This is a genomic window from Streptomyces albospinus (genome assembly GCF_014648695.1).
Classification (GTDB): Bacteria; Actinomycetota; Actinomycetes; order Streptomycetales; family Streptomycetaceae; genus Streptomyces; species Streptomyces albospinus.
The window spans coordinates 82,824-100,130 of sequence record NZ_BMRP01000007.1 but is presented as its reverse complement, the minus strand read 5'-3'; the positions used below and the strand labels follow the sequence as shown (position 1 = coordinate 100,130).

Genomic DNA, 17,307 nt, shown 5'->3' with positions numbered 1-17,307 from the left:
GGAGCAGGCCCGCGCGACGGGCCCCGGACCGTCACCCGGGGGCGCTCGGCAGGAGCGGCCAACTCATCTCGTATCAGGGGGAATTCATGCGCAGGCACGTCCGCTTCGTGGGAGCCGCCGCACTGGCCGGAATCGGGGTCCTCGCCCTCGGCGCGTGCAGCCTGGTGGCCGGCGAGACCTTCACGGACGACGCCACGGTGTCGCAGAAGATCACCTCCGTGCGGGTGGACACCAGCAACGGCGCGGTGACGGTGCGCGGCGGCAAGGGCGGCGACACGGTCTCCGTCCACCGCTCGGTCGACTACCGCGGCGACCGCCCGCAGGGGCCCAGCCACCGCGTCGAGGGCGGGACCCTGGTGCTCGGCGGCTGCGGCGACGAGTGCTCGGTGAGCTACACCGTCGATCTGCCCGGCACGGTCCCGGTCAGCGGCGAGACCAGCAACGGCGCGCTGAAGCTGTCCAGGGTGGGCGCGGTGAAGGTGGCCACCAGCTCCGGGCGCATCGACCTGGACCAGGTGTCCGGAGCCGTGGACGTCCGGACGACGAACGGCGAGGTCACCGGCAAGGGGCTGGCGGGCCCCCGCACCGCCGTCGAGACCTCGAACGGCCGGATCGACCTGACCACGACGACGCCGCAGGACATCCGGGCGAAGACGTCCAACGGCGCGATCGCGGTGACGGTGCCGAACGCCCGCTACCGGGTGTCCGCGGACACCGACAACGGCGCGAAGAAGATCGGCGTCACCCAGGACCCGGCAGGGCGGTACCGCCTCGACCTGAGCACGACGAACGGGGAGATCACCGCCGAGAGCGCCGCCGGCTGAGGCCGCTGCGCCGCCGCTCCGTCAGGTCGTGTGCAACGCCGTGCGCGGCCCCGCAGTGCGACGTCGTAAAGCTGCCGGACTGCGGGGGTGGCCGGGTGCTGGACCGGTGAGCACCGCAACAGGCCGCTCACCAGGACGGAATCCATGTCGACCGCCGCCCGCACCGCCACCGACTCCGAATCCGCAGCCGTATCGGCAGCCGTCTCAGCAGGGCCGGCAGCTGCCCGCTCGCCGCTGAACGGCTGGCTCGCCGTGATCGCGGTGATGCTGGGGATCTTCTCCGTCGTCACCACCGAAATCCTGCCGATCGGCCTGCTCACCGATATCGCGGCCGACTTCCGCATCTCGGACGGCACGGCCGGACTGACGATGACGCTCCCCGGGCTGCCGGCCGCCGGCGCCGCGCCGACCGTGACGGTGGCCACCGCCCGGATCGACCGGCGGCTGATGCTGTGCGCCTTCATCGCGCTGCTGGCGCTGGCGAACCTGCTCGCCGCGGTCGCGCCGGCCTACTGGCTGGTGCTGCTGTCCCGGGTCCTGGCCGGCGTCGTCATCGGGGGCTTCTGGTCGATCGGGGCCGGGCCGGCCGCGCGGCGGGTGCCCGCGGAGTCGGCGGGACGGGCCACCGCGGTGATCTTCTCCGCGGTTCCGCTGGGCTCGGTGCTCGGGTGCCCGCGGGGACCTACCTCGGCAACCTCGCCGGCCGGCGGACGACCTGCGCCGTCATGGGGGCGCTGTCGCTCGGCGCACTGTCCGGCGGAATGATCGTGGACCGTACGTCGCCGTCGACGGTGATGGTGCTGGGCGGGGCGACCGCGGCCCTGGTGGTCCCGGCGGCGTGGCCGCACTTCGCCAAGCGGCGGGAGTGGCCGCGGAGTTGAGGGGCCGGGCCGCGGTCAGCAGAAGGGCACGAGGGCGGCGTTTCACGTGAAACACCGCCCTCGTCACGCCACTTCGCGCCTCAGTCCTCCCCCTCCAGCTCGCCCTCCGTCTCCAGGAAGGCGTCCCGCAGGGCGGCCAGCGTCTCCGCGTCGGGCTTCTCCCACATGCCGCGGGACTCGGCCTCCAGCAGGCGTTCGGCGATGCCGTGCAGGGCCCAGGGGTTGGCCTCCTGGAGGAAGGCGCGGTTCTCCGGGTCGAGGACGTAGGTCTGGGCGAGCTTGTCGTACATCCAGTCGGCGACGACCCCGGTCGTGGCGTCGTAGCCGAACAAGTAGTCCACGGTGGCGGCGAGTTCGAAGGCGCCCTTGTAGCCGTGGCGGCGCATCGCCTCGATCCAGCGGGGGTTGACGACCCGGGCGCGGAAGACCCGGGAGGTCTCCTCGACGAGCGTCCTGGTGCGGACCGTCTCGGGGCGGGTCGAGTCGCCGATGTACGCCTCGGGGGCCTTGCCCTTGAGCGCCTTGACGGTGGCGACCATGCCGCCGTGGTACTGGAAGTAGTCGTCGGAGTCCGCGATGTCGTGCTCGCGGGTGTCGGTGTTCTTGGCGGCCACCGCGATGCGCTTGTAGGCGGTCTCCATCTCGTCGCGGGCCGGGCGGCCTTCGAGCCCGCGGCCGTACGCGTAGCCGCCCCACACGGTGTAGACCTCGGCCAGGTCGGCGTCGGTGCGCCAGTCGCGGGAGTCGATGAGCTGGAGCAGGCCCGCGCCGTACGTGCCGGGGCGGGAGCCGAAGATCCGGGTGGTGGCGCGGCGTTCGTCGCCGTGGGCGGCCAGGTCGGCCTGGGCGTGGGCCCGGATGAAGTTGCGGTCGGCGGGCTCGTCGAGGCCGGCGGCGAGCCGTACCGCATCGTCGAGCAGGCCGATGACGTGCGGGAACGCGTCCCGGAAGAAGCCGCTGATGCGGAGGGTGACGTCGATGCGGGGGCGGCCCAGCTCGTCGAGCGGGATGGCCTCCAGGCCGGTCACCCGGCGCGAGGCGTCGTCCCACACGGGACGGACGCCGAGCAGCGCCAGCGCCTCCGCCACATCGTCCCCGGAGGTGCGCATCGCGCTGGTGCCCCACAGCGACAGGCCCACCGATTCCGGCCAGTCGCCGTTGTCGTCGCGGTAGCGGGTCAGCAGCGAGTCGGCGAGCGCCTGACCGGTCTCCCAGGCGAGGCGCGACGGCACGGCCTTGGGGTCGACGGAGTAGAAGTTGCGGCCCGTCGGCAGGACGTTGACCAGGCCGCGCAGCGGCGAGCCGGACGGACCAGCCGGCACGAAGCCGCCGTTGAGGGCGTGCACCGTGTGGTCGAGTTCGTCGGTGGTGGCGGCCAGCCGCGGAACGACCTGCCGGGCGGCGAAGTCGAGGATGTCGGCGACCGCGGCCGGGTGCCCGTCGGCGACCCGCGCCACCGCGGCCGGGTCCCATGCCGCGTCCTCCATGGCCTGGACGAGCGCGCGGGCCAGGGCCTCGGCGTCGTCGGCGGCGGTCCGGGTCGCGGCCGACTCGTCCAGGCCCAGCGCCTCGCGCAGTCCGGGCAGCGCCGAGGTGCCGCCCCAGATCTGCCGGGCGCGCAGGATGGCGAGGACGAGGTTGACCCGCGCCTCGCCGGTCGGCGCGCCGCCCAGGACGTGCAGCCCGTCGCGGATCTGGGCGTCCTTGACCTCGCACAGCCAGCCGTCGACGTGCAGCAGGAAGTCGTCGAAGCCGTCGTCGTCCGGGCGTTCGTCCATGCCCAGGTCGTGGTCGAGCTTGGCGGCCTGGATCAGCGTCCAGATCTGGGCCCGGATCGCGGGCAGCTTGGCCGGGTCCATCGAGGAGATCGCGGCGTACTCGTCGAGCAACTGCTCAAGGCGGGCGATGTCGCCGTAGGAGTCCGCGCGGGCCATCGGCGGCACGAGGTGGTCGACGAGGGTGGCGTGCACCCTGCGCTTGGCCTGGGTGCCCTCGCCCGGGTCGTTGACCAGGAACGGGTAGACGAGCGGCAGGTCGCCGAGGGCCGCGTCCGGGCCGCAGGCGGCGGAGAGCCCGGCGTTCTTGCCGGGCAGCCACTCCAGATTGCCGTGCTTGCCGAGGTGCACCATCGCATCGGCGCCGAAGCCGCCGTCCTCGGCGGGGGCGGCGATCCAGCGGTAGGCCGCCAAGTAGTGGTGCGAGGGCGGCAGATCGGGGTCGTGGTAGATCGCGATCGGGTTCTCGCCGAAGCCGCGCGGCGGCTGGATGAGGATCAGCAGATTGCCGCGGCGCAGCGCGGCGAGCACGATGTCGCCCTCCGGGTTGCGGCTGCGGTCGAGGAACATCTCGCCCGGCGGCGGGCCCCAGTGCTCCTCGACGGACTCGCGGAGTTCCTGCGGCAGCGTGGCGTACCAGCGCCGGTAGTCGGCGGCCGGGATCCGGACCGGGTTGCGGGCCAGCTGCTCCTCGGTCAGCCACTCCTGGTCGTGGCCGCCGGCCTCGATGAGGGCGTAGATCAGCTCGTCGCCGTCGCCGGATGCGAGCCCGGGCACCGGCTCGGTGCCGAAGTCGTAGCCCTCCGCCTGGAGCCGGCGCAGCAGTTCGACGGCGCTCGCCGGGGTGTCCAGACCGACCGCGTTGCCGATCCGGGAGTGCTTGGTCGGGTACGCGGAGAGCACCAGCGCCAGCCGCTTCTCGGCGGCCGGGATGTGCCGCAGCCGGGCGTGCCGGACGGCGATTCCGGCGACCCGGGCGGCGCGTTCGGGGTCGGCGACGTACACCGGGAGGCCGTCCTCGTCGATCTCCTTGAAGGAGAACGGCACGGTGATCAGCCGCCCGTCGAACTCGGGCACCGCGATCTGCGAGGCGGCGTCGAGCGGGGAGACGCCCTCGTCGTTCTCCTCCCAGGCGGCGCGCGACCCGGTCAGGCACAGGGCCTGGAGGATCGGCACGTCCAGGGAGGCCAGCGCGCCCGCGTCCCAGGACTCGTCGTCGCCGCCCGCCGACGCCTCCGCGGGCTTGGTGCCGCCCGCGGCCAGCACGGTGGTGACGATCGCGTCGGCCGCGCGCAGCTCGTCGATCAGCTCCGGCTCGGGGGCCCGCAGCGAGGCGACGAAGAGCGGGAGCGGACGGCCGCCGGCCTGCTCGATCTGCTCGCACAGATCCCGTACGAAGCCGGTGTTACCGCTCATGTGGTGGGCGCGGTAGTAGAGCACGGCGACCGTCGGGCCGCTGACGTCGCGCGCCGCGCGCTCCAGCGGGCCCCAGGACGGCGCGGGCGCGGGCGGCTCGAAGCCGTGGCCGGTGAGCAGGACGGTGTCGCTGAGGAAGCGGGCCAGCTGCTCCAGGTTGGCCGGGCCGCCGTGCGCCAGGTAGGCGTGCGCCTCGGCCGCGATGCCGACCGGGACCGTGGACGCCTCCATGAGCTGGGCGTCGGGGGCCTGTTCGCCGGTGAGGACGACGACCGGGCGGTGCTGGTCCGCGGCCAGCAGCACGTCGAGCCCGTCCTGCCAGGCGCGGATGCCGCCGAGGAGGCGCACGACGACGAGGTCGGTGCCGTCGAGGAGGCCGGGCAGGTCGGCGACGTCGAGACGGGCCGGGTTGGCGAGCCGGTACGGCACGGGTCCCGCGGCGGCGCGGGCGCTGAGCAGGTCGGTGTCGGAGGTCGACAGCAGCAGAATCACGGCGCAGCCCTTCCTCGGGGTGTCCGCGCCCCGGGTGGTCGTATGGACGGCGGGAGTTCCTGGCTCACCCGGCGGTGGCCGGGTTCACAGTGGCGGGACCGCGCCGGATTCTCACCGGGCTTCCTCCCTTGGCGCCGTCGCTGGCGTCCGGCGGGTCAGCCGACCCACCGACCTGCATAGTAAGGGCTGCGTCCCGGCTGCGGGAGCGCGCCTCCGGGAGCGCTCGCCGGGGCCCCGCGCCCCCGGTTTCGGAGCGACCCGGCGTAGGTATGCTCGCCGCCATGCCGCCCTCCCCCGCACCGCTGCCCCACGGGACCGAACCGCCCGTACGGGATCGCGGTGACGCCTGCCCGGGAGCGCTGCGGCTGCATTCCGCCGCGGACGGCCGGCTGGCCCGAGTGCGGCTGCCCGCAGGGGACTTGACGGTGCGCCAGGCCACCGCGCTGGCGGACGCCGCCGAGCGCCTCGGCGACGGTCACCTCTCGCTCACCTCCCGCGGCAACGCCGAACTCCGCGGGCTGCCCGACGGCTGCGGCCGGCAGCTCGCGGACCTGCTCGCCGACGCCGGTCTGCTCCCTTCCGTCCGTCATGAGCGGATCCGCAACATCGTGGCCTCGCCGCTGGCCGGACTGGACCGGTACACCCCGCCTGACGTGCGGTTGTGGGCCCGCGGCCTGGACGCGCTGCTGTGCGCGAGCACGGCCGCGACGGGGCTTTCGGGCCGTTTCCTCTTCGTCCTCGACGACGGGCGGGGGGACGTGGCGGGTCTCGGCGGCGATGTGACCTTGATCGCAGAACCGGGCAACGCTGCACCGGGCATCGCGGAATCGGCCGGGGAGAGCACCGCGGGTGCCGCGTCCGGGCGCGGGGCGCTGTTGCGGGTCGGTGACGACCCGGCGGTGCTGCGGATCGCCGGCGAGGACGTTCCGCGGGCCGCGCTCACCGCCGCCGAGACCTTTCTGACCGCCGCCGCGGCGAGCGGCAGCGGTGCCTGGCGGGTCCGCGAACTCCCCGCCGACCGCGCGCTCACCGCCCGCGAGGTGGCACGAGCGCTGCGGGCGGCGGGCATCGCGGCGGAGTACAAGGAAGCCGCGGAATACACGGAATACGCCGGGTACGCGGGATACCCGGAATACGCTGCCGAGGCCCCCGCCCCGCCGTACGCCGACTCCGGCGCTCCCGGCCTCGTCGACGGCGCCGACGGACGCCGGGCCCTCGCCGTCCTCGCACCGCTGGGCCGGCTGACCGTCACCCAATGGCGTGCGCTGACCGGCATCGCCGCCTCCGACGGCGCGGGCGAACTGCGCCTCACCCCGTGGCGCGGGATCGTCCTCCCCGGCCTGCCGGCCGCGACCGCGCCGTCGCGCCTCCGTGAACTCGCCGCCGCCGGACTGATCACCGACCCGGCCTCCCCCTGGCACCGCCTCAGCGCCTGCATCGGCCGCCCCGGCTGCGCCAAGTCCCTGACGGATGTCCGCGCCGATGTGGCAGCCGCCCTCGCCGCGGATACCTCCGCCCCCACGGGCGGCGCCGGCCTCCCCGTCCACTGGTCCGGCTGCGCACGCCGCTGCGGACACCCCCACGGAACCTGGGTCGATGTCGTCGCGACACCCGACGGCTACCGCACCACCGTCGTCCGGCCCGAGGACCCGGCACCGTCCCCCGTTGCACGGGAAACGCCACGACCGGCGCCGGTTTCACGTGAAACGGCCCAACTGCCCTCCGTTTCATGGGAATCCGCCGCACCGGAGCCGGTTTCACGTGAAACGCCGCCGGCACCGGGTCCGTCCCATGCCACCCCCGGCACCCCTCAACCCACCACCACCCCGAGGCCCCAGTGACCGCGTTCGAGTACGAAAAGGACGGGGCGGAGATCTACCGCCAGTCCTTCGCCACCATCCGCGCCGAGACGGATCTCTCCGGGCTGCCCGCCGACGCCGGCCAGGTCGCGGTCCGGATGATCCACGCCTGCGGCATGGTCGACCTCGTACGCGATCTGGCCTTCAGCCCCGGGGTCGTGGCGAGCGCCCGCACCGCACTGCGCGCCGGTGCTCCGATCCTCTGCGACGCCAACATGGTCGCCAGCGGCGTCACCCGTAAGCGGCTGCCCGCCGACAACGAAGTGCTCTGCACGCTCGCCGACCCGTCCGTGCCGGCGCTGGCCGCGCGGATGGGGACGACGCGCAGCGCCGCCGCCCTCGAACTGTGGCGGGACCGGATGGAGGGCGCCGTGGTCGCCTTCGGCAACGCCCCCACCGCACTCTTCCGGTTCCTCGAAATGATCGAGGAAGGGGCACCCCGCCCCGCCGCCGTCATCGGCATCCCCGTCGGCTTCATCGGCGCGGCCGAGTCCAAGGACGCGCTGATCGGCCACCCGTCGAAGCTGGATCACATCGTGGTGCGCGGGCGGCGCGGCGGCAGCGCCATGACCGCAGCCGCGATCAACGCCCTGGCAAGCGAGGAAGAGTGAGCGTGAGCGAGCAGCAGGCCCACAACGGCGTGCCGGAGCAGCAGACGGCGCAGCACCCCGAGCGGTCCACCGGCCGCCTCTACGGCGTCGGCCTCGGCCCCGGCGACCCGTCCCTGATGACCGTACGGGCGGTGGAGGTCATCGCCCGGGCGGATGTGGTCGCGTACCACAGCGCCCGGCACGGACGCTCGATCGCGCGCTCCATCGCCGCGCAGCACCTCCGCCCCGACCACATCGAGGAGGCGCTGGTCTACCCGGTCACCACCGAGTCGACCGACCACCCCGGCGGCTACCGGGGCGCGCTGGACGAGTTCTACGAGTCCGCGGCGGCCCGGCTCGCCGCCCATCTCGACGCCGGCCGCACCGTCGCCGTCCTCTCCGAGGGCGACCCGCTCTTCTACGGCTCGTACCAGCACATGCACAAGCGGCTGGCCGACCGCTATCCGACCGAGGTCATCCCCGGCGTCACCTCCATCAGCGCCGCCGCGGCCCGCCTCGGTACCCCGCTCGCCGAGGCCGACGAGGTGCTGACCATCCTCCCCGGCACGCTGCCGGAGGAAGAGCTGACGGCGCGGCTGGCCGCCACCGACTCCGCCGTCGTCATGAAACTCGGCCGCACCTTCCCGACCGTGCGCCGCGCCATGGAACGCTCCGGCCGGATCGCGGAGGCCCGCTACGTCGAACGCGCCACCATGCCCGGTGAGCGCACCGACCGGCTCTCCGCCATCGACGCGGACACCGTCCCGTACTTCTCGGTCGCGGTGGTGCCCAGCCGGATCGCGGCCACCGAACCGCCGCCGCCCGCGGAGCGCGGCGAGGTCGTCGTGGTGGGCACCGGTCCCGCCGGCCCCCTCTGGCTCACCCCCGAGTCGCGCGGCGCGCTGGCCGCCGCCGAGGACCTGGTCGGCTACACCACGTACCTGGACCGGGTCCCGATACGCCCTGGGCAGCGCCGCCACGGCTCCGACAACAAGGTCGAGTCCGAGCGCGCCGAACTCGCCCTCGACCTGGCCCGCCGCGGCCGGCGGGTGGCCGTGGTGTCCGGCGGCGACCCCGGCATCTTCGCCATGGCCACCGCGGTCCTCGAAGTCGCCTCCCAGGACCCCTACCGGTCCGTGCCGGTGCGCGTGCTGCCCGGGGTCACCGCCGCCAACGCCGCCGCCGCCCGCGCCGGCGCCCCGCTGGGCCACGACTACGCGGTCATCTCCCTCTCCGACCGCCTCAAGCCCTGGGACGTCATCGCCACCCGCCTCCATGCGGCGGCCTCCGCCGATCTGGCCCTCGCCCTGTACAACCCCGGCTCCCGCTCCCGTAAGTGGCAGGTGGCCAAGGCCCGCGAACTCCTCCTGGAACACCGCGCGCCCGACACCCCGGTCATCCTCGCCCGCGACATCGGCGGTCCGGAGGAATCCCTGCGGACCGTCCCGCTCGCCGACCTGGACCCCGACCAGGTCGACATGCGCACCATCCTCCTCGTCGGCTCGTCGCAGACGCAGGCGGTGCGGCGCGACGACGGGACGCAGACGGTCTGGACGCCCAGGAGGTACCCGGAGGCGTAGGGCCCGTCGGGTGGGCAGGGCCCCAAGGCGGGCCGTTCTCAGCCGAGTTGGCGGGTGCCCCGCGGCAGTCCGAGGGTCGTCCGCAGCCAGTCCGCGGCCTCCTCCGGTCCCGCGGCCACCGGCACCCCTTCGGGGGCGGGTGGCCGCTGGACGACCACCACCGGCACCCCGGCCTCACGCGCCGCGGCCAGCTTGGGGGCCGTCGCCGCCGCGCCGCTGTCCTTGGTCACCAGGACGTCGATCCGGTGGCGGCGCAGCAGGTCCCGCTCCCCGTCCAGGGTGAAGGGGCCGCGGTCCAGAACGGCCGTCATACGGGGCGGGTGCGGCGGCTCGGGCGCGTCGACGGAGCGGACCAGGAACCAGAGGTCCGTGAGGTGGGCGAAGTGGGACAGCCCCATCCGGCCGGTGGTGAGGAAGACCCGGGCGCCCAGGCCGGGGAGGGCCCGGGCGGCGTCGGCCAATGAGGGGACCTGGTGCCAGATGTCGCCGGGTCCGGGGACCCAGCCGGGACGGCGGAGTGCCAGCAGGGGAACATGGGCGGTGGCGGCGGCCTGGGCCGCGTGGAAACTGATCGTGCCGGCGAAAGGATGGGTGGCGTCGATGAGCGCGTCCACCGCGTGCTCGCGCAGCCAGCGGGCGAGGCCCTCGGGGCCGCCGAACCCGCCGATGCGCACCTCCCCGGCGGGCAGCCGCGGCGCCGCCACCCGTCCGGCGAGGGAACTCGTCACCCGTACCCCCGGCTCCGGTTCGAGGACGGCGGCCAGGCGGCGGGCCTCCGTGGTGCCGCCGAGGACCAGTACGTGGCGGGCGGGGTCGTTCATCGGCATGGGTGGTGGGTTCCTCCGTGGCTGACGCGCAACCGAAGGGTACGGGAGGGCGGAGCGCACAGCTCGCGCACACCGGGCTGCGGCACGGGTGGACGACCGGGGCGTGCGCCACGGCGGCGAGCGCCGCCGCGTACACGGCGCTGCTGAGCGGGGAGTTCCCGGACCCGGTGACGATCACGCTGCCGAAGGGCCAGACGCCGTCCTTCGCGCTCGCCGTCGAGGAGCTGACGGCCCCGGGGCCGGAGCCGGCCCGCGCCATGGCCGGGGTGGTGAAGGACGCGGGGGACGATCCGGACGTGACGCACGGGGCGTTGGTGCGCGCCACGGTGCGCGCGCTGCCGGCCGGTTCGGGCGTGGTGTTCAGGGCCGGTCCCGGGGTGGGGACGGTGACCCGGCCGGGGCTGCCGCTGGATGTCGGCGAGCCCGCCATCAACCCCGTGCCGCGGCAGATGATCCGGGAGCATCTGGCGGCGGTCGCCGAACGGTACGGCGGCGGGGGAGCGGCGGACGTCGAGGTGGAGGTCTCCGTCGATCACGGCGAGGAGATCGCCCGCAGCACCTGGAATCCGCGGTTGGGGATCCTGGGCGGGCTGTCGATCCTGGGGACGACCGGGATCGTCGTGCCGTACTCCTGTTCGGCATGGATCGACTCGATCCGGCGCGGGGTGGATGTGGCGCGCGCCGCGGGACGGCGGCATGTGGCCGGGTGCACGGGATCGACTTCGGAGAAGGTCGCCGTCGCGCTGCACCATCTGCCGGAGGACGCACTCCTGGACATGGGGGATTTCGCGGGGGCGGTGCTCAAGTACATCCGCCGCCATCCCGTCGACCGGCTGACGATCTGCGGCGGCTTCGCCAAGCTGTCCAAACTGGCGGCCGGGCATCTGGACCTGCACTCGGCGCGGTCCCAGGTGGACAAGGGCTTCCTGGCCGAGCTGGCTCGGCGGGGCGGCGCGGACGAGGCGCTGGCGGACGCGGTGGCCGGGGCCAACACCGGCCTCGCCGCACTCCAGTTGTGCGCGGCGGCCGGCGTTCCGCTCGGCGACCTGGTGGCGGCCACGGCACGTGACGCGTCACTGGCCGTGCTGCGCGGAGCGCCGGTAGCGGTCGATGTCATCTGCATCGACCGGGCGGGGATGGTCGTGGGACGGGCGGAGCCGCGCGGGCCGGGAGGCTGAACGGGCCGCTGCCTGACGGTTTCACGTGAAACCGCGCCGCGGCGGTTGGACGCCGGAAGAGACCGGCGCCCCGCCGCGCGGCCCGTCGTCACATCTGCGGCATCTCGTTCCGGCGCCCGAAATCGCCCTCGCGGCCCTTGTCCATGCGCTGGAGACCGGTTCTCTCGTGAGGGTGGAAGGCAGGTCCGTAACCGTGGTCCCGCCAGCAGGCGGCATCCCCACCCGTCAGTGCGCCCACCGCCGACCCAAGGGCGCAGGCGGCCATTCTGATCGGGCTTTCCTTCATCTCGAAGTGATGGCGCTTCATCTTGGCGTGGTCTTCCTTGCCGTCGGCGCTGGCGACGGTGCTGCCGCACAGGGTCAGCAGGGTCGCGGCGACGGCCGCGCCCGCGGCCATTTTGGTACGCATCGTGGCGTGCTCCTTTGCATCGGTCCCCCCGGTGTCGCAGCTTCCTTACCGGCAGCCCTCGACACAGAAACGGACATTCACCCCGATGCGGTCATATAATCAGCCGGACAGGCTCGATCGGCCCATCACGGCGCTGACGCACCCTCAGAGGCCGCCGGTTCTCCGCACGGTGCGTGCGGGCGCTCCCGCTCCGCCGAGTAGAGGTGGCTGTCGCGGAACTGCTCGGCACCCAGCGTGCGGCCGACCATGATCACTGCCGTCCGGACCACCCCCGCCTCCTTCACCTGACCGGCGATATCGCCCAGCGTGCCGCGCAGGACGAGTTCCTCGGGGCGGGAGGCCATCGCCACGACAGCGGCCGGGCAGTCGGCGCCGTAGTGCGGCAGGAGTTCGTCCACGATCCGGTCGACGTACATGGCCGCAAGGTGGAGCACCAGCAGCGCACCGCTGCGCCCCAGCGTGGCCAGGTCCTCGCCCTCGGGCATCGGAGTGGCACGCTGTGCGACGCGGGTGAGGATGACGGTCTGCCCGACGGTGGGCACCGTCAGTTCGCGCTTGAGGGCCGCCGCCGCGGCGGCGAACGCGGGCACACCGGGCACGACCTCGTACGGCACCCCGGCCGCGTCCAGGCGGCGCATCTGCTCGGCCACCGCGCTGAAGACGGACGGATCGCCGGAGTGCAGCCGGGCGACGTCCTGGCCCTCCTCGTGGGCCCGCACCATCTCCGCCGTGATCCTGTCGAGGTCGAGCTGCGCGGTGTCGATCAGCCGCGCCCCGGGCGGGCATTCGGCGAGCAGCTCGCGCGGCACCAGGCTGCCCGCGTACAGGCACACCCCGCAGGCGGCGAGGGTACGGGCACCGCGCAGGGTGATCAGGTCGGCGGCGCCGGGACCCGCGCCGATGAAGTGGACGGTCATGGTTCCTCGGTCTCCTGGGGGACGGGGTGCACGGAGGTTTCCCGGGCACCGGGCTCTGCGGGTTTCACCGCCGACCACTGGGTGACCGGCATCGCCTGCCGCCAGCCCGTGAAGCCGCCGACCGGCACCGCGTGCGCGACCGCCAGCCGCACCAGTTCGCCGCCGAACCGCCGGTACCGGTCGGCGAGCAGAGCCTCGGACTCCAGCGTCACGGTGTTCGCGACGATCCGGCCGCCCGGCGGCAGCGCCGCCCAGCAGGCGTCCAGCAGGCCGGGGGCGGTCAGGCCGCCGCCGATGAACACCGCGTCCGGCGTCGGCAGCCCGTCCAGCGCGGCGGGCGCGGGGCCGTGCACCACACGCAGCGCCGGTACGCCGAGCGCGTCGGCATTGCGGGCGATCCGCGCGGCCCGTACGGCGTCGCGCTCGACGCTGACCGCACGGCAACTGCGGTGCGTGCGCAGCCATTCGATGGCGATGGAGCCGGAGCCGCCGCCGATGTCCCAGAGGAGTTCGCCGGGCGCGGGCGCCAGCGCGGCCAGGGTGGCGGCCCGGACATGACGCTTGGTCAGCTGACCGTCGTGCTCGTAGGCGTCGTCCGGGAGCCCGGGAACGGCCGGCAGCCGCAGTGCGCCCGGCGCGCGGACGCAGTCCAGCGCGATGACGTTCAGCGGATCGCCCGCCGGCGCGTCCCAGCCGTCGGCGGTGCCCTCGGCCAACCGCTCGCGCGCGCCGCCGAGTTGCTCCAGGACACGCATCCGGGTCGGCCCGAAGCCCCGCGCCCGCAGCAGCGCCGCGACCTCGCCGGGCGTCCCGGCCCCGGCCGACAGCACCAGCACCCGCCGCCCGTCGTGGAGCGCCCGCGCCAGGTTCCCCGCGGGCCGCCCGACGAGCGTGACGACCTCGGTGTCCTCCACCGCCCACCCCAGCCGGGCGCAGGCGTAGGACACGGACGACGGATGCGGCAGCACCCGCAGCGGCCGGGGCGCCGCCGCCCCCTCCGCCAGCACCTCGGTCAGCGTCCGGCCGATCCCGTGGAACATCGGGTCCCCGCTGGCCAGTACGCACACCCGGCGGCCTTCGTACGCGGCGAGCAGCCCCGGTACGGCGGGCCGCAGCGGCGAGGGCCACGGCACCCGCTCCCCCGCGCACTCCGCGGGCAGCAACCCGAGTTGCCGCGCCCCGCCGATCAGCACCTCGGCCGCGGACAGCTCCCGCCGGGCGGTGGCGGACAGGCCGTCCCAGCCGTCGGCCCCGATGCCTACGACGGAGAGGGGTGGTGGGGCGCTCACTGCCGGGTACCTCAAGGGGCGCGAAGGGACGGGGACGGGTGCCGAACTCTACTGACCGGCCGGGCCGCGCCCTCCCGCGGGGAGGCCACAGCGGGTCCGCGAGGTGACCGAACGCCCCTATTGCACATAGGTTGCAATTACTTGGTATGACTATGACTGTCCGGGGACACCGAACGGGACACGACACGAGGGGAGTGCGGTCCATGGGCTCGCCAGTGGTGCTGGGCATCGAGTCGTCCTGCGACGAGACGGGCGCCGGCCTGGTGCGCGACGGGCGGCTGCTCGGGCACGCGCTCGCGTCGAGCATGGACGAGCACGCCCGGTTCGGCGGCGTGGTGCCGGAGATCGCCGCGCGGGCGCATGTGCACGCGCTGACCCCGGTGGTGCGGGGCGCGCTGGCCGACGCCGGGCTGCGGGCCGCCGATATCGGGGCGGTGGCGGTGACGACCGGACCGGGGCTGTCCGGTGCGCTCCAGGTGGGGCTGGCCGGCGCCAAGGGACTGGCGTACGCGCTGGGGGTACCGCTCTACGGGGTGCACCACCTGGCGGGGCATGTCGCCGCCGACACCCTGGAGCACGGTCCGCTGCCCGACCCCTGCATGGTGCTGATCGTCTCCGGTGGGCACACCTCGCTGCTCCTCGTACGCGACCTGGCCCGCGACCGCATCGTGCACCTCGGCGACACTCTGGACGACGCCGCCGGGGAGTGCTTCGACAAGGTCGCCCGGGTCTTCGGGCTGCCGTATCCCGGCGGCCCGGCCATTGACCGGACAGCGCGCGAGGGGGATCCGCGCGCTGTCCCTTTTCCCCGTCCGCTCACCGCGGGCCCACCCGAGAAGCGGTTCACCTTCTCCTTCTCGGGGCTGAAGACCGCGGCGGCACGCTGGGCGGAGAGCCATCACGCCGGGGGGCGCCCGCTGCCGGTCGCCGACGGTGCGGCGGCGCTCCAGGAGGCGGTCGCCGATGTGCTGACCCGCAAGGCGGTGGCCGCCTGCAGCGAGCACGGTGTGGGGACGCTGGTGGTGGTCGGCGGGGTGGCCGCCAACTCCCGGGTCCGCGCGCTGGCGGAGAAGCGCTGCACCGCGGCGGGCATCACGCTGCGGGTACCGCCGCTGCGGCTGTGCACGGACAACGGCGCGATAATCGCCGCGGTCGGCGATCTGCTCGTCCGGGCGGGTGCCGAGCCCGCTCCGCTCGATGTCTCGATCGACCCGTCGGCGCCGCTGGAGTACGCCGCGCTGCACCCGGTGACGGCGGGGCGGGCACTCGCCGCGTGAGGGGTGCCCGGTACGCGGCAGCGCGGGCGCACCGCTTCCGGAATGGCGTCGTTTCCGGGACGGCGTGTTTCACGTGAAACGGCGGCCGGGCGTGCGGCAGCGCTGTCCGGCGCCGCTGGTGCCGGTCCGCGCACTCGGTTCGCTGCACCGCTCTGACCAGGGACGATACGCCGTTCGACGGTAATGACAACGGTCACCGGTGCAGCCTTTGGATCTTTTGTAGAAGTGCGGTTTGCTTCGCAGCGAGGACCCAGGAAGGAGCGCGCCCATGACCGAGCACGCCCACAGCGGCCACAGCCACGCGCACAGCCACTCGCACGCCGTCTCCCCGGACGCCGACCGGCGCTGGCTGAAGGCCGCGCTCATCCTGCTCACCGCCTATATGGCGGTCGAGGTCTCCATCGGCTTCCTGGCGCAGTCGCTGGCGCTGATCTCGGACGCCGCCCACATGCTCACCGACGCGGTCTCGATCGTGCTGGCGCTGGTCGCGATGCGGCTGGCCGCGAAGCCCGCCCGGGGCGGGTACACGTACGGGCTCAAGCGCGCCGAGATCCTCTCCGCGCAGGCCAACGGCATCACCTTGCTACTGCTGTCCCTCTGGCTCGCGTACGAGGCGGTACAGCGGCTGATCTCGCCACCCGCGGTCACCGGCGGGCTGGTGGTGGTCACCGCGCTGTCCGGTGTGGTGGTGAACCTGATCTGCACCTGGTTCCTGTCGAAGGCCAACCGCTCCAGCCTCAACGTCGAGGGCGCCTACCAGCACATCCTCACCGACCTGTTCGGCTTCATCGCCACCGCCATCTCCGGTCTGATCGTGCTGACCACGGGCTTCGAGCGGGCCGACGCGATCGCCTCGCTCGTCGTCGTGGCGCTGATGCTCAAGGCCGGTACGGGCCTGGTGCGGGAGTCCGGCCGGATCTTCATGGAGGCCGCCCCGGCCGGGATCGACCCGGACTCCTTGGGCGATCACCTCGTCGCCGCCGACCAGGTCGTCGAGGTCCACGACCTGCACATCTGGCAGATCACCTCCGGGCAGCCGGCGCTCTCCGCGCACATCCTGGTCGCGCCGGCCGGCGACTGCCACAAGGTCCGCCGCAGCCTCCAGGAACTGCTGAGCGGGGAGTACGGCATCACCCACGCCACCCTCCAGGTCGACCACGTCGGCGAACAGGACGACGAAGAGCTGCTGACGCTGGGTCCCGGCCCCGGCCCCGGGCCCGAGCCGGCCTCCGGTCACTGCGACGACTCCCACGGGCCCGTGCACCGGCCGGGGCCGCACCAGCACTGAGCGCCGCCCGCGGGCCGCCCTCACTCGGGTGAACCCGGCCCGCGAACGCCCCGCAAGCCACCGACCGGAGCGGCCCCGGTGCTCGGATGACGGCATGAGAACTGCCGCCGCCTGCGCGCTGCTGTACGCCGCCACGCTCCCCGCACCAACGGCCGCCGCACCCGCCCCGCCCGCCGTCTCGGTTTCGGTATCGGTGACCGACGGGGTCGACCGGGCCGAGTCGGGCAGGCGGCTCGACTACCGCGTCACCGTCCACAACCTGGGCGCCAACGACGTCCACAGGGCCCGCATCGAGCAGGAGATGCCGGCCACCACCATCTCGGCCACCGCGGACGGCGGCACCGTCGACGGCCACGGGATGGGCGAGCAGAAGGCCGTCTGGCACGCCGATCTGCCTGCGCACGACATCCAGGTGTTCACCGCCGGCGCGGTGCTCGGTGCCCCGCGTGCCCCCGGCGTCACCGCCGCTCCCGGCACCCTGCGGGCCGCTTCCACGGTCTGCGTCTACGCCGGCCCGTCCGCTGCGCCCACCGCCTGCTCCGGCAATCTGGACGACCTGCCGGAGTCCCGGTCCGAGCCGGAGCGCCGGGACGGGTGGGTGTGGTGGGGCGTGGCGGCCCTGGTCTGCGCGGTGTTCGTCCCCGGGGCGGTCCGGACGATCCGGCGCGGCCGGGCCCGGCGAGCCGGCTGACAACGGCGACCGCC

General features: G+C 74.1%; 13 protein-coding genes, 1 pseudogene and 1 riboswitch. Of the genes and pseudogenes, 9 read left to right on the top strand and 5 right to left on the bottom strand.

Annotation, left to right across the window (positions count from 1 at the left end):
* Positions 1-86: 86 nt before the first annotated feature.
* Both IEZ17_RS12300 and IEZ17_RS12295 read left to right on the top strand, forming a co-directional pair.
* Positions 87-824 (top strand): DUF4097 family beta strand repeat-containing protein, encoded by a 738-nt coding sequence (locus IEZ17_RS12300; RefSeq protein WP_189299425.1) that lies wholly within the window; start codon positions 87-89, stop codon positions 822-824.
* 144 nt (positions 825-968) lie between these two features.
* A pseudogene (locus tag IEZ17_RS12295) lies at positions 969-1,576 on the top strand (MFS transporter); the annotation flags it as partial.
* Positions 1,577-1,785: 209 nt separating this feature from the next.
* Here the strand turns inward: IEZ17_RS12295 and cobN are convergent.
* The gene (cobN, locus tag IEZ17_RS12290) at positions 1,786-5,388 is read right to left on the bottom strand and encodes a cobaltochelatase subunit CobN (protein WP_189299424.1); all 3,603 of its coding nucleotides are present in this window, start codon (positions 5,386-5,388) and stop codon (positions 1,786-1,788) included.
* A gap of 31 nt (positions 5,389-5,419) precedes the next feature.
* A riboswitch (cobalamin riboswitch) is annotated at positions 5,420-5,567 on the bottom strand.
* Between the two features lie 90 nt (positions 5,568-5,657).
* Between cobN and cobG the strand changes: the two genes are divergently transcribed.
* The 3 genes from cobG to IEZ17_RS12275 are packed head-to-tail and all read left to right on the top strand — an operon-like array spanning position 5,658 to position 9,417.
* Complete coding sequence (gene cobG / locus IEZ17_RS12285) at positions 5,658-7,229, top strand: precorrin-3B synthase (protein ID WP_189299423.1); 1,572 nt, start codon at positions 5,658-5,660, stop codon at positions 7,227-7,229.
* Complete coding sequence (locus IEZ17_RS12280) at positions 7,226-7,858, top strand: precorrin-8X methylmutase (RefSeq protein WP_189299422.1); 633 nt, start codon at positions 7,226-7,228, stop codon at positions 7,856-7,858. The genes cobG and IEZ17_RS12280 overlap by 4 nt, the downstream gene beginning before the upstream one ends.
* Positions 7,859-7,887: 29 nt before the next feature.
* Complete coding sequence (locus tag IEZ17_RS12275) at positions 7,888-9,417, top strand: precorrin-2 C(20)-methyltransferase (protein WP_229852210.1); 1,530 nt, start codon at positions 7,888-7,890, stop codon at positions 9,415-9,417.
* Positions 9,418-9,455: 38 nt separating this feature from the next.
* Here the strand turns inward: IEZ17_RS12275 and IEZ17_RS12270 are convergent, their stop codons facing one another.
* A complete protein-coding gene (locus IEZ17_RS12270) occupies positions 9,456-10,238 on the bottom strand; it encodes a cobalt-precorrin-6A reductase (protein ID WP_189299657.1) in 783 nt (260 codons plus the stop codon).
* Positions 10,239-10,261: 23 nt separating this feature from the next.
* Between IEZ17_RS12270 and IEZ17_RS12265 the strand changes: the two genes are divergently transcribed.
* Entirely contained in the window at positions 10,262-11,422 is a 1,161-nt protein-coding gene (locus IEZ17_RS12265; protein WP_189299420.1) for a cobalt-precorrin-5B (C(1))-methyltransferase, read from the top strand.
* An 88-nt stretch (positions 11,423-11,510) separates the two neighbouring features.
* Here IEZ17_RS12265 and IEZ17_RS12260 read toward each other — a convergent pair whose 3' ends face one another.
* From IEZ17_RS12260 to cbiE, 3 genes are all read right to left on the bottom strand, one after another.
* A complete protein-coding gene (locus IEZ17_RS12260) occupies positions 11,511-11,831 on the bottom strand; it encodes a hypothetical protein (RefSeq protein WP_229852181.1) in 321 nt (106 codons plus the stop codon).
* 125 nt (positions 11,832-11,956) lie between these two features.
* Positions 11,957-12,748 (bottom strand): precorrin-4 C(11)-methyltransferase, encoded by a 792-nt coding sequence (gene cobM / locus IEZ17_RS12255; protein WP_189299419.1) that lies wholly within the window; start codon positions 12,746-12,748, stop codon positions 11,957-11,959.
* Positions 12,745-14,037, bottom strand: a complete 1,293-nt coding sequence (gene cbiE, locus IEZ17_RS12250) for a precorrin-6y C5,15-methyltransferase (decarboxylating) subunit CbiE (RefSeq protein ID WP_189299417.1) — start codon at positions 14,035-14,037, stop codon at positions 12,745-12,747. Before cbiE ends, cobM begins: the two co-directional genes overlap by 4 nt.
* 203 nt (positions 14,038-14,240) lie before the next feature.
* Here cbiE and tsaD point away from each other — a divergent pair, with 203 nt between their 5' ends.
* The 3 genes from tsaD to IEZ17_RS12235 all read left to right on the top strand — a co-directional run bounded on the left by tsaD (position 14,241) and on the right by IEZ17_RS12235 (position 17,293).
* Positions 14,241-15,314, top strand: coding sequence for a tRNA (adenosine(37)-N6)-threonylcarbamoyltransferase complex transferase subunit TsaD (tsaD, locus tag IEZ17_RS12245; protein WP_189299415.1), 1,074 nt, complete (start codon positions 14,241-14,243; stop codon positions 15,312-15,314).
* A gap of 268 nt (positions 15,315-15,582) precedes the next feature.
* On the top strand, positions 15,583-16,602 hold the full coding sequence (locus tag IEZ17_RS12240) for a cation diffusion facilitator family transporter (protein WP_189299413.1): 1,020 nt from the start codon (positions 15,583-15,585) through the stop codon (positions 16,600-16,602).
* A gap of 94 nt (positions 16,603-16,696) precedes the next feature.
* On the top strand, positions 16,697-17,293 hold the full coding sequence (locus IEZ17_RS12235) for a hypothetical protein (RefSeq protein WP_189299411.1): 597 nt from the start codon (positions 16,697-16,699) through the stop codon (positions 17,291-17,293).
* Positions 17,294-17,307: the final 14 nt, after the last annotated feature.

Coding starts and splice junctions, on each gene's coding strand:
- IEZ17_RS12270 (WP_189299657.1), bottom strand. CDS start 10,238: ATGAACGACCCCGCCCGCCACGTACTGGTCCTCGGCGGCACCACGGAG.
- cobG (WP_189299423.1), top strand. CDS start 5,658: ATGCTCGCCGCCATGCCGCCCTCCCCCGCACCGCTGCCCCACGGGACC.
- IEZ17_RS12260 (WP_229852181.1), bottom strand. CDS start 11,831: ATGCGTACCAAAATGGCCGCGGGCGCGGCCGTCGCCGCGACCCTGCTG.
- cobM (WP_189299419.1), bottom strand. CDS start 12,748: ATGACCGTCCACTTCATCGGCGCGGGTCCCGGCGCCGCCGACCTGATC.
- IEZ17_RS12235 (WP_189299411.1), top strand. CDS start 16,697: ATGAGAACTGCCGCCGCCTGCGCGCTGCTGTACGCCGCCACGCTCCCC.
- tsaD (WP_189299415.1), top strand. CDS start 14,241: ATGGGCTCGCCAGTGGTGCTGGGCATCGAGTCGTCCTGCGACGAGACG.
- IEZ17_RS12240 (WP_189299413.1), top strand. CDS start 15,583: ATGACCGAGCACGCCCACAGCGGCCACAGCCACGCGCACAGCCACTCG.
- IEZ17_RS12300 (WP_189299425.1), top strand. CDS start 87: ATGCGCAGGCACGTCCGCTTCGTGGGAGCCGCCGCACTGGCCGGAATC.